Annotated in this window: 10 protein-coding genes; 6 read left to right on the top strand and 4 right to left on the bottom strand. The window is 73.3% G+C overall.

Going from position 1 to position 12,750, the window contains the following annotated elements; all coding sequences use genetic code 11:
- Positions 1-117: 117 nt before the first annotated feature.
- Positions 118-348, bottom strand: a complete 231-nt coding sequence (locus tag ACGFH8_RS14120; RefSeq protein WP_393367152.1) for a hypothetical protein — start codon at positions 346-348, stop codon at positions 118-120.
- Between the two features lie 168 nt (positions 349-516).
- Between ACGFH8_RS14120 and ACGFH8_RS14115 the strand changes: the two genes are divergently transcribed.
- The 6 genes from ACGFH8_RS14115 (at position 517) to ACGFH8_RS14090 (ending at position 7,777) form a co-directional block, all read left to right on the top strand.
- On the top strand, positions 517-1,743 hold the full coding sequence (locus ACGFH8_RS14115; RefSeq protein ID WP_393367150.1) for a sensor histidine kinase: 1,227 nt from the start codon (positions 517-519) through the stop codon (positions 1,741-1,743).
- The gene (locus tag ACGFH8_RS14110) at positions 1,731-2,387 is read left to right on the top strand and encodes a response regulator (RefSeq protein WP_393367148.1); all 657 of its coding nucleotides are present in this window, start codon (positions 1,731-1,733) and stop codon (positions 2,385-2,387) included. The genes ACGFH8_RS14115 and ACGFH8_RS14110 overlap by 13 nt, the downstream gene beginning before the upstream one ends.
- Before the next feature lie 111 nt (positions 2,388-2,498).
- Complete coding sequence (locus ACGFH8_RS14105) at positions 2,499-3,260, top strand: ABC transporter ATP-binding protein (RefSeq protein WP_393367147.1); 762 nt, start codon at positions 2,499-2,501, stop codon at positions 3,258-3,260.
- Positions 3,257-5,728, top strand: coding sequence for an FtsX-like permease family protein (locus tag ACGFH8_RS14100; RefSeq protein WP_393367145.1), 2,472 nt, complete (start codon positions 3,257-3,259; stop codon positions 5,726-5,728). Before ACGFH8_RS14105 ends, ACGFH8_RS14100 begins: the two co-directional genes overlap by 4 nt.
- A 212-nt stretch (positions 5,729-5,940) precedes the next feature.
- Entirely contained in the window at positions 5,941-7,188 is a 1,248-nt protein-coding gene (locus ACGFH8_RS14095) for a S1 family peptidase (RefSeq protein ID WP_393367143.1), read from the top strand.
- 28 nt (positions 7,189-7,216) lie between these two features.
- The gene (locus tag ACGFH8_RS14090; protein WP_393367141.1) at positions 7,217-7,777 is read left to right on the top strand and encodes a hypothetical protein; all 561 of its coding nucleotides are present in this window, start codon (positions 7,217-7,219) and stop codon (positions 7,775-7,777) included.
- 81 nt (positions 7,778-7,858) lie between these two features.
- Here the strand turns inward: ACGFH8_RS14090 and meaB are convergent, their stop codons facing one another.
- From meaB to ACGFH8_RS14075, 3 genes are read right to left on the bottom strand one after another with little or no spacing between them, the layout of a single operon-like run.
- Complete coding sequence (gene meaB, locus ACGFH8_RS14085; RefSeq protein ID WP_393367139.1) at positions 7,859-8,809, bottom strand: methylmalonyl Co-A mutase-associated GTPase MeaB; 951 nt, start codon at positions 8,807-8,809, stop codon at positions 7,859-7,861.
- Positions 8,810-8,813: 4 nt separating this feature from the next.
- Entirely contained in the window at positions 8,814-10,958 is a 2,145-nt protein-coding gene (scpA, locus tag ACGFH8_RS14080) for a methylmalonyl-CoA mutase (protein ID WP_393367138.1), read from the bottom strand.
- On the bottom strand, positions 10,955-12,655 hold the full coding sequence (locus tag ACGFH8_RS14075) for a methylmalonyl-CoA mutase family protein (protein WP_393367136.1): 1,701 nt from the start codon (positions 12,653-12,655) through the stop codon (positions 10,955-10,957). The genes scpA and ACGFH8_RS14075 overlap by 4 nt, the downstream gene beginning before the upstream one ends.
- Positions 12,656-12,750: the final 95 nt, after the last annotated feature.

Genomic DNA, 12,750 nt, shown 5'->3' with positions numbered 1-12,750 from the left:
GGGTGTGCCTTTACACACACCCCCCCCGGGCCACCCGGGGTGGCGTGCCGGGGGGGGGCGGGGGCGCCGCCGCCCCCCGCCCCCCTCGCTCCCGAGCGGCGACATCGCCCGCCGTCCCTACGACTCCCGCGCGCGGTTACGGCGATGGTCGACGATCAGCGCGACCGCGCAGAGCAGCGCCACCAGGCCGAACGCCGAGCTGATCCACTGGTTGTCCGCCGCGGTCGACAGCACCACGTTGGCCGCCGCGCTGACGAAGAGCACCAGCCACAGCAGCGGGCGCAGCAGACCGCCCGGCTTCTTCGGTGCGGCGATCGGGGCCTCGGTGATGCGGTACGGGTCGGTCATGACAGCCTCCTCGGGCGTTCGTTCCTCGACTCCGTCAACGCTAGGCAGGCGGCGCGGCGGGAACGATCCCGCCAGCTCGACGACAGTGGTACAGCAGGCTGTACCTTCCGTGCCGGGCGTTGCCGGGCGGGGCCCACGGTGGCCTATGTTGGCGGGGGAGGTGGGTCGATGGCGTACGTGCGGGGCCGGGTTCGTGCGTCGGTCGACGCCCTGGAGCACCTCGTCGGAGGGCTGGGCACCGCCACGCTGGCCCTGGGCGCGCTGCTCTGGGCGGCGATCGTGGCGGTGGCCTGCCTGGGCGGGGTGGGGCTGCTGGCGGCACCCGGCGCGTTGCGGGCGGTGCGCTCGGTGGCCGACCGCGAGCGGGCCCGGCTGTCCCGCTGGGGCGAGCCGATCCCCACGCCGGGGCCGGTGCCGGCCGGGTTGCGGACGGCGACGCGTGATCCCTTCGTCCGCCGGGAGTTCGGTTGGGTCGGGTTGTCCTCGCTCGTCGGCCTGGTGACCGGGCTGGTCGGCCTCGTGCTGCCCCTCTCTGCCGTCCAGTACGTCACATTCCCGCTGTACTACCGGCTGCTCCCTGCCGATGCCGGCGAGCCGGGGATCGTCTGGTGGCGCGTCGACGGACTGCCCGACGCACTCGTCGTCGGGTTGCTCGGGGTGGGCTGGCTGGCCGCCGCGATCTGGTTCAGCCCGGTCCTGGCCCGTCTCCAGGCGTGGCCGGGCCGGTTGCTGCTGCCTCCGCCGCCGGGTGTCGACCTGTCGCTGCGGGTGGCCGAGCTGACCGCCACCCGCGCCGCGGCGCTGGACGCCCACGCGGTCGAACTGCGCCGGATCGAGCGGTCGCTGCACGACGGCACCCAGAACCGGTTGGTCGCGGTGAACGTGTTGCTGGGCGCCGCGCGGCGGGCCGTACGCCGCAATCCGGACCGCGCCGACGAGATCCTCGGGCAGGCGCAGGACGCCGCGGAACAGGCACTCGGCGAGCTGCGTACGGTGGTGCGCGGGATCCTGCCGCCCGTGCTTGACGACCGGGGTCTGGCCGGCGCGCTGGCGGGCCTGGCCGGCAGTTGTGTGGTGCCCTGTCGACTCGAGGTGGACGTGGCGGTGCGGTGCGCGGCCTCGGTCGAGGCCACCGCGTACTTCGTGGTGGCCGAGGCGCTGACGAACGTCGTCCGGCACAGCGGCGCGAGCCAGGTGGACGTGGCCGTGCGCCGCGAGCGCGGCCGGCTGCTGGTGTGCGTCGCGGACGACGGGCACGGCGACGCCGACGAGACACGTGGCTCCGGCCTCACCGGTATCCGCCGGCGGGTCGAGGCGTACGACGGCCGGATGACGCTGACGAGCCCACCGGGAGGGCCGACGAGAATGGACGTGGAGCTGCCATGCGGATCGTGATCGCCGAGGACGACCCGCTGCTGCGTGAGGGGTTGGCTCTGCTGCTGCGGGCGGAGGATCTGGACGTGGTCGCCACGGCCGGCACTCCGGGCGAGTTCCTGGTCGCCGTCGACGAACACGCGCCGGACGTCGCGATCGTGGACGTACGGATGCCGCCGACCCACACCGACGAGGGCATCGTGGCCGCGGTGGAGGCCCGGCGGCGGCGGCCCGGCCTCGCGGTGCTGGTCCTGTCGGCGTACGTGGAGCAGGCCTTCGCCACCGACCTGTTCTCGGTCGGCGCCGCCGGGCTCGGTTATCTGTTGAAGGAGCGGGTGGGCCGGGTCGAGGAGTTCCTCACCGCGCTGCACCGCGTCGCGGACGGCGGCAGCGTGATCGACCCGGAGGTGGTGGCGCAGTTGCTCGCCCGCAACCGCCGGACGGACACGGCGCTGAGCGAGCTGTCGCCGCGTGAGCGTGAGGTGCTGGGGCTGATGGCCGAGGGGCTCGGCAACAGCGCGATCGCCGAGCGGCTGTTCGTCACCGACGGCGCGGTGCACAAGCACATCCGCAGCATCTTCTCGAAGCTTCAGCTTCCGCCCGACGACCAGGCCGACCGCCGGGTCACCGCGGTGCTGCGCTACCTGGACGGCGATCGTCGGTAGCGCCTGCTGTACCCGGACCTGGCAGTCCACGGGATGGTCGCCGTTCTCGCACGTCTTTAGCGTTTCTGGTGCGCGCAGTTCTTGCCGATGACACGGAGAGAGGCCACCAGAATGCCGGACTATCCGGGACAGAGCACCGAACCGGCGGTACGCGTCGAACACCTCACCCGGGTGTACGACGCCGGCCGTAACCAGGTGACCGCGCTCGCGGGCATCGACGTCGCCTTCGACCGGGGCACCTTCAGCGCGGTGATGGGGCCCTCGGGCTCCGGCAAGAGCACGCTGCTGCAGACCGCGGCCGGGCTCGACCGGCCCACCTCAGGGCGGGTGGTCATCGGAGGCACCGACCTGTCCGGGCTGTCCGAGACCCGCCTGACCGAGCTGCGTCGTACCCGGATCGGGTTTGTCTTCCAGGCGTTCAACCTGATCGGCGCTCTCACCGTCGAGGAGAACATCGTGCTGCCCCTGCGCCTGGCCGGCGTGCGTCCGGACCGGGCCTGGCTGACCCAGGTGGTCGAGCGGGTCGGCCTCACCGACCGACTGCACCACCGGCCGGCCGCGCTCTCCGGCGGCCAGCAGCAGCGGGTGGCGATCGCCCGGGCGCTGGCCACCCGTCCCGAGGTGATCTTCTCGGACGAGCCCACCGGCGCCCTCGACTCGCGGACCGCGGCGGAGGTGCTGACGCTGCTTCGCGCGGTCGTCGACGAACACGGGCAGACCGTGGTGATGGTGACCCACGATCCGATCGCCGCGTCGTACGCGGACCGCGTGCTCGTGTTGGCCGACGGCGCGATCGTCGCCGACCTGCCGCAGCTCGGCGCCGCCGGTATCGCCGAGCACCTGGCATCGCTGGATCGGCGGGTCCTGCGATGATCGGCCTCGCCGCCCGCCTGCTGCGGCACCGCGCCGGCCCCGCCACCGCGACGCTGCTCGCCCTCGTCGCCGGCGTGCTGATCCTGGTGGCGATGGGCACCCTCGTCGAGTCCGGGCTGCGTTTCCGCGCCGAGCCACGGCTCTGGGCCACGGCCGACGTGGTCGTCGCCAACCGCACGGTCAGCCACACGTTCAAGGAGTTCGGCGGCGACACCACCACGAGCACCGTCACGCTGCCCGAGGGCGGCACTGTGGACGCGGCCCTGGTGGACCGGATCCGCCAGGTGCCGGGCGTCGCGGCCGTCACCGGCGACGATCGGGTGCTGATCGGCTCACCCGCTGCCGTGGGACACGGCTGGGACACGTACGCCTTCACCGGTCGTCAGATCACCGCGGGCGCCGCGCCCCGGGCCGACGACGAGGTGCTTGCCGACACCCGTCTCCGCGTGGCACCCGGCGACCGCATCGACCTGGTCGTCGGCGGGGTCGGGCGGTCGTACCTGGTGAGCGGCACCGCCGACACCGGTTCGGCGGCCGTGTTCTTCACCAACGCGCAGGCCGCCCGGTTGTCCGCCCACCCGGGCCGGGTGGACGCGATCGGCGTGCGGATGGCGCCCGGCGCCGACCCCGGCGCGGTACGCGAGATCGCGTCAGCGGCCGGCGCCACGACGTACGGCGGGAAGGACCGTGGGACCGTCGAGCAGTCGGAGCACCAGGCCGCCCAGACGTTGCTCATCGAGGCCGGTTCGGCTTTCGGGGGGTACGTCGTCCTGCTGATCGTCTTCGTGGTGGCCGGCACCATCGGGCTGTCCGTCCGGCACCGTCGACGTGACCTGGCGTTACTGCGCGCGGTCGCGGCCACGCCGGGGCAGGTGCGCCGCATGCTGGTCGCCGAGGCCGCGTTGCTCGCCCTGATCGGCTCGGCGATCGGCGGCCCGGCCGGCCTGCTGGCGGCCCACTGGGTGCACGGCGAGCTGGTCGAGCGGGGGTTCGTGCCGGCCAGCTTCCCGATGGCCGGTGGCCTGTTCGCGGTGCCGGCCGCGGTCGGTACGGCGGTCCTCGTGGCGGTGCTCGCCGCGCTTCTCGCCGCGCGCCGGGTCACCGGGATCAAGCCGATCGAGGCGCTCGGCGAGATCGCTGTCGAGCCTCGACGAAGCGGCCGGGTGCGGCTGATCGCCGGCGTGCTGACGCTGGCGGCGGCCGGCACCTCCGGGGCGTTCACGCTCGGTGCCACCGGTTCGACCGGGGCGCTGGCCGGCGCGGTCGGCATGCTGTACCTGTTCGTCATCGCGGTGGCGCTGCTCGCACCGAGGATCAACGCGTACGCGGCACGCCTGCTCACACCGTTGCTGCCGCGGGTGTGGCGGGTCAGCGGCTACCTGGCCGCGGCACATCTGCGGGCCAACGCGCAGGGCATGGCGACCGTCCTGACCGCCCTCGTGCTGTCCGTGGGGTTCGGCGGCTCGGTCTGGTTCCTGCAGAACAACCTGGAACGGCAGACCACCACGCAGAGCAGCGCGGGAACCCTCGCCGAGCGGGTGCTCATCGCTCCGGGTGGGCTGCCGGCGGACGCGGCGCGGGAGGTCCGCGAGTTGGCCGGGGTGCGGGCGGCCACCGGTGTACGCCGTACGCAGGTGATGGTGCGGGCGCTCGGCGGCATCGAGCCGGTCAGCGCGCAGTCGGTCGACCCGGCGGGCATCACGTCGACCATGGACCTCGCCGTGCGCGAGGGCAACCTGGCCGACCTGCGGGCGGGCACTGTCGCCCTGTCCGCGATGCAGGCGTCCTCGTCCGGCTGGGAGGTCGGCGACCAGGCGGAACTCTGGCTGGGCGACGGCACACCCGTCACGTTGGACGTCATCGCGATCTACGGCCGTGGCCTCGGCTTCGGCGACGTCACGCTGGCTGCCGAGACGGTCGCCGGGCACACGGCCGGGAACACCGACGACGAGGTTCTGGTGAGCGCCGGCCCGGAGGCCGACACCGCGTTGGCCACGTGGTCGGCTGGGCGTCCGGGCACCGAGGTTGTGGACGCCGCCACCCGGACGCGCCTGCTCGGCACCGACATGGCAATCGGCGCCTGGCTGAACCGGCTGCTGATCGGCGTGATGGTGGGGTACGCGGCGTTGGCGGCGGCCACCACGATGGTGATGGCCACGCTGGCCCGCCGCCGCGAGTTGGCGTTGCTCCAACTGGTCGGGGTCACCCGCCGTCAGATTCGGAGCATGGTCCAGGCCGAACAGGCCGGGCTGCTCGGCACCGCGGTGCTGATCGGCGCGACGATCGCGGCACTGACCCTGAGCGCGGTCGTCAACGGACTGACCGGCAGCCCGATCCCGTACGTCCCGCCGCTCGGTTGGGTGGCGGTGCTCGGCGGTACGACACTGCTGGCGCTGGCAACCACTGTGTGGCCCGTCCGACGGTTGATCAGCGCTCCCCCGATCGACAACATCGGTGTGAAGGAGTAGGCGTCACGGCTCGGATATCGGCGGCCGTGCCGCCTCGGCGGACATCGCCGGGGCGGCACGGTCACCTCGTCCGTCGAGCCAGGTGTCCAGCCCTGTCCAGTCGCGTCCAACATCCCACTCAGCGCCCCCTTGCGATTGCGAGGATTGCCGTCCGGTCCGGGCCGTCCGACTCCTGACCCGGCCGACAGGTCCCCTCGTGATGGGAGCGGTGCATGTCAGAACGAGTTGTCCGCCATCCGCGTACGAAAAGACCGAGCCGCAGAATCCTGCGCGCAACGGCACTCGCCGTCGTGGCGTCGGTGGCCTTCGTCCCGACTGCCGCGACGGCCGGGCCGGCCGACCGGACGGCCCAGCCCGGGGGCGCGGCGGATCAGGCCCGCACCGATGGCCGGGCGGCCCCGGCCACCGTCGGCGGCGTCGCCACGGACCGGGCGGGCGGGGCGGCGGACATGGCCGAGGCGATCGCCGCGCAGCGGGGCATCAGCCGCGCTGCCGCCGAGAAGCTGCTCAGTGCCGAGAACGCCAATGTGCGACTCGCCAACCAGCTGACCACCGAACTGGGTGCCAGCTCGGGCGGCGCGTACCTGTCCGACGGCAACCTCGTCGTCACGGTCACCGACGCCGCGGCCGCCGCGAAGGTGACCGCCGCTGGCGCGAAGGCGCGCCTCGTCGCTCGTGGCGACCGGCAACTCCAGTCCATCCAGCGGACGCTGGAGGCCGCCCCGAGTGAACCGAACACGACCTGGGGGGTGGACCCGGCGACCAACCAGGTGGTGGTGAGCCTGCCGGCGTCGGGGGCGAAGAACGCCGCGCAGAGCTCGGCGGCGCGCAAGTTCGGCGCGGCGGTGCGGTTCGAGACCAGCACCGGCCAGATCCAGCCGAACGTCGGGATCTCCAGCGCGGACGCGTTGGGCGGCTGCTCGGTCGGCTTCACCGCCACCGACTACACCTTCAACTACATCATCACGGCCGGCCACTGCACCCAGGGCTACCCACACTGGACACTGCCCAACGGGCAGGACGTCGGGCCGTCGCTGGAGAGCAACTATCCGGAGAACGACTACGGCCTCATCTGGATGAACGGTCCGTCGGTCTGGGCGACCGGTGTCATCAACCTGTGGAACAACACAACCCGCAGCATCCACGGTTGGGCGACGGCCGTGACCGGGCTGTCGGTCTGCAACTCGGGCAAGACCACCGGATTCAGGTGCGGCTCCGTACTCAGGACCAACGTGACGGTCAACGGCACCGGCGGCACCGTACGCCAGATGGTCGAGACCAACATCTGCACCCTCGGCGGCGACAGCGGTGGACCGCTCTTCGCCAGCAACACCGCGTACGGGCTGAACTCGCACGCCAACCGGGTCGGCAGCCAGTGCAACTCCACGCCGCGCACCTGGCACCAGCCGGTGGGCGAGGCGATCACCGGATACCAGGTCGTCATCTACGGCGCGCCGTGACATACGGCGACGAGCGAAGGAGACAGGGATGAGAAGCGCATTCAGCAGAGCCGCACGCCTCACCGCCGCGGCCGTCACGGCGACGGCGGTGGCCCTGACCGTGGCCGTCGGCCCCGCCCAGGCCGACCTCTGGACGCACACCGACGGGTTCGAGGGGAATCCGGCGGCGGTGTGGGAGTTCCACCGCTCCGGGGCCGGGAGCGGAGCCTACGAGCTGGGCACCGGAACGGCGCATTCCGGGTGGAACAACGCCATTCTCACGACCTCGGCCGGCGGCTGGTCCGGGGTGGGCAAGCTGCTCACCGTGGGGCCGCGTACCGCCGGGCACTCCACGACCTGCGGCGGCGGGTTCTACGTCCGGGCGGTCAGCGGGTCGGCGGTGCTCAACGTCGAGGTGATCGACCCGGCGAGCTGGACCTACCTCTCGCTGCGCACCGTCCGGATCACCGACACCGCCTGGCGGCTGCATGACGTGGCCAGCTACGCGAACGGTCCCAACCAGGTGTTCGTCCGGATCTCCCTGCTCGGTGGCAGCGGTGCCGTGCGGGTGGACGACTTCGCCTTCCAGTGCAGCTACCGCCGCGCCTGAGCGGGTAGACCACGGCGGGGCCGGCGCTCGTGGCGCCGGCCCCGCACGGTGCGCGGCAACCGTCGACGGTGTCGCGGCGGATCAGTCCGGTTCGGCGGTGTACGCCGCCACTATCAGATCTGCGGCGGCGGCCGGCGGCAGCGAACCGTCGCGGACGCGGCGCTCGAGTGCCTGGGCGGTGTGGCGTACCGCGGAATCCGCCTGGAAACGGTCGAGCAGGGCGTCCCGGGCGGCCGCCCACATCCAGTCCACCTGCTGTTCCTCCCGGCGCCTGCCCAGGTCGCCGTGTGCGCGCAGGTGCGCGTGGTGAGCGCGCAACCGGGACCAGACCTCCTCGACGCCGTGACCTTCCAGGCCGCTGCAGGTGACGACCGGCGCCGGCGTGTGCAGCAGGCGCAGCGCGCCGGCCAGCTCGCGGGCCGCGGCGCGGGCGTCGCCGGCGTGCGGGCCGTCGGCCTTGTTGACAGCGATGACGTCGGCGAGTTCCAGGATGCCTTTCTTGATGCCCTGCAGTTGGTCGCCGGTGCGGGCGAGGGCGAGCAGCAGGAAGGTGTCGACCATGCCGGCGACGGCGGTCTCGGACTGGCCGACGCCGACGGTCTCGACGACGACCACGTCGTAGCCGGCGGCCTCGACCACCACGATCGCCTCGCGGGTGGCCCGGGCGACGCCGCCGAGCGTCCCACGCGCCGGCGACGGGCGCACGAACGCGTTGGCGTCCGCGGTGAGGCGGGCCATCCGGGTCCGGTCGCCGAGGACGCTGCCACGGGAGCGCTGCGAGGTGGGGTCGACGGCGAGCACGGCGACGCGGTGCCCGGCGGCGGTGAGAACGCCGCCGAGGCTGTCGATGAATGTGGACTTCCCGGCGCCGGGGACGCCGCTGACGCCGATGCGGTGCGACCGGCCGGCGTGCGGGGCCAGCGTGGTGAGTAGCTGCCGGGCCTGCCGCTGGTGGTCGGGGCGCGCGGACTCGACGAGGGTGATGGCGCGGGCGACCCAGGCCGGGGTGCGGGCGAGCACCCCGGCGCTCATGGCGTCAAGGTCGGCCGGCATGGCCGCCGCGCTGCCCGAGGGTGGAGAGCAGGTCGACGGCGGCGTCGGCGAGGACCGTGCCCGGCGGGTAGATCGCGGCCGCGCCGGCCGCGCGCAGCGCGGCGTGGTCCTGAGCGGGGATCACCCCGCCGACGGTGATCATGATGTCGGGGCGGCCCTGGGCGGCCAGCTCGTCGCGCAGGGCCGGGATCAGCGTCAGGTGGCCCGCGGCGAGCGAGTTGACGCCCACCACGTGCACGTCGGCCTCGACCGCCTGCCGGGCGACCTCGGCGGGTGTGGCGAACAGCGGGCCGACGTCGACGTCGAAGCCGAGGTCGGCGAAGGCGGTCGCGACCACCTTCTGACCACGGTCGTGGCCGTCCTGGCCCATCTTCGCGACCAGGATCCGCGGCTGGCGGCCCTCCGCCTCGGCGAACGCGGCGGCGGCCGCGCGGGCCCGTTCGAGGGCGGGCGACGGGCCCGCCTCCCGGCCGTAGACGCCGGACACGGTCTGAATGCGGGCGGTGTGCCGGCCGTAGACCTGCTCCAGGGCGGCGGAGATCTCCCCGACGGTCGCCTGCGCGCGGGCGGCGTCGACCGCGAGCGCGAGCAGGTTGCCGTCCGAGGCCGCCGCCGCGGTCAACGCGCCCAGCGCCGCGGTGCAGGCGTCCTGGTCCCGTTCCGCGCGCAGCCGGCGCAGCGCGGCCACCTGACCGGCCCGTACCGCCGCGTTGTCGACCTTGCGTACGTCGATCGGACCCTCCGCCGCCGACCGGTACCTGTTGACCCCGATCACCGCCTGCCGGCCGGAGTCGATGCGGGCCTGGGTGCGGGCGGCCGCCTCCTCGATACGCCGCTTCGGGATGCCCTCGCCGATCGCGCGGGCCATGCCGCCGGCCGCCTCGACCTCGCTGATGTGCTCCCAGGCGCGGTCGGCCAACTGCCGGGTGAGCTGCTCCACATAGGCGCTGCCACCCCACGGGTCGATGGCGCGGGTCGTGCCGGACTCGTGTTGCAGCAGCAGCTGGGTGTTGCGGGCGATGCGGGCCGAGAAGTCCGTGGGCAGGGCGAGTGCCTCGTCGAGGGCGTTTGTGTGCAGGGACTGGGTGTGCCCCTGGGTGGCGGCCATCGCCTCGACGCAGGTACGCATGACGTTTGTGAACGCGTCCTGAGCGGTCAGCGACCAGCCGGAGGTCTGCGAGTGCGCGCGCAGGCTCGACGAGCGCGGGTCCCTGGGGCCGAAGGGCTGGACCAGGCGGGTCCAGAGCAGCCGACCCGCGCGGAGTTTGGCGACCTCCATGAAGAAGTTCATGCCGATGGCCCAGAAGAACGACAGCCGGGGAGCGAACGCGTCGACGTCCAGCCCGGCTGCCTGCCCGGCGCGCAGGTACTCGACGCCGTCGGCGAGGGTGTAGGCGAGTTCGAGGTCCGCGCTCGCGCCGGCCTCGTGCAGGTGGTAGCCGGAGACGGAGATCGAGTTGAAGCGGGGCATCCGCCGCGAGGTGTAGGCGAGGATGTCGGAGGTGATCCGCATCGACGGTTCGGGCGGGTAGATGTAGGTGTTGCGGACCATGAACTCCTTGAGGATGTCGTTCTGGATGGTCCCCGACAGCCGCTCGGGTGCGACGCCCTGCTCCTCGGCGGCGACGATGTAGAGGGCGAGGATCGGCAGGACGGCGCCGTTCATCGTCATCGACACGCTCATCCGGTCGAGCGGGATGCCGTCGAAGAGCTGCCGCATGTCGTGGATCGAGTCGATCGCCACGCCGGCCATGCCGACGTCGCCGGCCACCCGGGGGTGGTCGGAGTCGTAGCCGCGGTGGGTGGGCAGGTCGAACGCGACGGACAGGCCCTTCTGCCCGGCGGCGAGGTTACGCCGGTAGAACGCGTTGGACTCCTGCGCCGTGGAGAAGCCCGCGTACTGCCGGATGGTCCACGGCTGGTTGACGTACATCGTCGGGTACGGGCCACGCAGGTAGGGCGCGAGCCCGGGCCACGAGTCGAGCTGTTCGGCACCTGTGTAGAGCGGCGCGACCGCGATGCCTTCCGGCGTATCCCACGCCGGCTCCGTGGGCGGTGGCTGCGGGTCCGGCGGGTAGTCCGCCCGGCGGTCCGAGGCCAGTGACGCCGTGGTGAAGTCCGCAATCATGGCCGCACTCCCAGATCGTCGAGCGAGCGGGTGAGAACCTCGACGGCGTCGCACCCCTGCCGCAGATCGCCGCCCGCGACCCACACCCGTTTCGCGCCCGCCTCGCGCAGCGCGGCCACGGCAGCCGGTACCGCTTCGTCGGGCCCGCAGACGCAGGCCACGGCCGTGCGGGAAGCGGCGAACTCCTCGACCGGGCCGGTGACCACGGCTATTCCACCCGCCGCGAACAGGTTCGCCGCGAACGTGGCGCGCGCCCCGGACACGGCCGGCGCGCCCAGCGTCGCCAGGAACACCACCGGCCGGGACGGATGGGCGTCGGCGCGGTCACGCAGCCGCTCGAACGCCTCGGCGTAGAAGTACCGGGGCAGGCCCCCGCCGGGCGGCGCCGGCGCCGGCAGCCGTTCGGGCGGCACGTCGTCCAGGTCGGGGAACTCGCTGACGCCGGTGATCGGGTCGCGGCGGTGGGCGATGTTCTCCGCACGCCGCGCCCGGGTGGCGGCGAGCCGGTCGGGGATCAGGCCGCAGTCCAGCGCCGCCGCCAGGCCGCCGGCGCGTTCGATGGTCGTGAACCAGTCCCACCCCGCCTCGGCGAGTTCCTGCGTGTAGTGCTCGACGTAGTGGGAACCGCCGCCCGGGTCGGTGACGCGGCCGATGTGGGCCTCCTCGAGGAGCACCAGCTGCGTGCAGCGGGCCAGACGCCGCGCCGCCGGATCCGGTTGGCCCAGGCGATCGTCGAACGGCAGGACCGTCACCGCGCCCGCGCCACCGACCGCCGCGGCGAACGCGGCGACAGTGGTGCGCAACAGGTTCACCCACGGATCCCGGACGGTCATCATCGCCGCCGACGTGACCGCGTGCTGCACCTGGCCGCCCGCGTCGGGGGCCGCGCAGAGCTCGGCGATCCGCGACCAGATGCGGCGGGCCGCGCGGAACTTGGCTATCGTCGCGAACTGGTCGGCGTCGGCGGCGTACCTGAATTCGAGCTGGTGCAGTGCGTCTTCGACGGTCAGGCCCGCGTCGGTGAGCGCCCGAAGGTAGGCGACGCCGGTGGCGGCCGCGCAGCCGAGCTCCTGCGCGTCCGAGCCGCCCGCCTCGTGGTAGACGGTCGCATCGACGGTGATCGCGCGCAGCGTCGGCGCCTCGGCCACGCACCGGACCGCCAGCGCGGCAGCGGCGCGCACGTCGGCTTCCGCACCGGTACGGGCACGCCAGCCCAGCGGATCGGCGCCCAGCCCGCCGACGCGGTCCCCCGGCCGGTGCCGCAGAAACGCGGCACCGGCCGCGGCGAAGTCAGCGCCGGCGTCCAGCGTCACGCCGGCCCGGCCCAGGTCCACACCGTCGAGCAACTCCGGCAGGGCGTCGGCATCGGCATCGAGCCACACCGACGTCACGCCGTTGTCCAGATCGTCGCGAATCGACTCGCGAACGTCCTTCGGCTCCTCGCCGCCATGGCGCTGCCGCACGTCCCACCCGCCCGCGACGCGGGTGCCTCGCACGAACGGCCACCGGCCGGGCAGCCCGGTCGGCGGTGTCGCGGGGTCGTGCGGCGTACGCAGCGCGTCGATGCGCAGCCCGTCGTAGGTCCGCGTCGCCAGCAGGTCCGCCACCTGGTCGAGCGGCGTGGTCTCGGTGGCGTCACCCGATCGGCGCAGCGCGGCCAGAGCCTGCCGGCGCCATTGGTCAACGGCCGCTGTCATGGCACCAGCCCCTCGTGTCGATCGTCTCGACGCACAACATGCCCGGGCGGCGCGGCGGCTGCCTACCCCAGTTCCCGGCGGTGGCACCCGGAATA

Origin of the sequence: Micromonospora sp. NPDC049175, from assembly GCF_043197345.1 — a bacterium.
Lineage (GTDB): Bacteria > Actinomycetota > Actinomycetes > Mycobacteriales > Micromonosporaceae > Micromonospora.
The sequence above is the reverse complement of the archived record's forward strand: the minus strand, read 5'-3'. Positions and strand labels throughout refer to the sequence as shown.

Coding starts and splice junctions, on each gene's coding strand:
- ACGFH8_RS14120 (WP_393367152.1), bottom strand. CDS start 348: ATGACCGACCCGTACCGCATCACCGAGGCCCCGATCGCCGCACCGAAG.
- ACGFH8_RS14115 (WP_393367150.1), top strand. CDS start 517: ATGGCGTACGTGCGGGGCCGGGTTCGTGCGTCGGTCGACGCCCTGGAG.
- ACGFH8_RS14110 (WP_393367148.1), top strand. CDS start 1,731: ATGCGGATCGTGATCGCCGAGGACGACCCGCTGCTGCGTGAGGGGTTG.
- ACGFH8_RS14105 (WP_393367147.1), top strand. CDS start 2,499: ATGCCGGACTATCCGGGACAGAGCACCGAACCGGCGGTACGCGTCGAA.
- ACGFH8_RS14100 (WP_393367145.1), top strand. CDS start 3,257: ATGATCGGCCTCGCCGCCCGCCTGCTGCGGCACCGCGCCGGCCCCGCC.
- ACGFH8_RS14095 (WP_393367143.1), top strand. CDS start 5,941: ATGTCAGAACGAGTTGTCCGCCATCCGCGTACGAAAAGACCGAGCCGC.
- ACGFH8_RS14090 (WP_393367141.1), top strand. CDS start 7,217: ATGAGAAGCGCATTCAGCAGAGCCGCACGCCTCACCGCCGCGGCCGTC.
- meaB (WP_393367139.1), bottom strand. CDS start 8,809: ATGAGCGCCGGGGTGCTCGCCCGCACCCCGGCCTGGGTCGCCCGCGCC.
- scpA (WP_393367138.1), bottom strand. CDS start 10,958: ATGATTGCGGACTTCACCACGGCGTCACTGGCCTCGGACCGCCGGGCG.
- ACGFH8_RS14075 (WP_393367136.1), bottom strand. CDS start 12,655: ATGACAGCGGCCGTTGACCAATGGCGCCGGCAGGCTCTGGCCGCGCTG.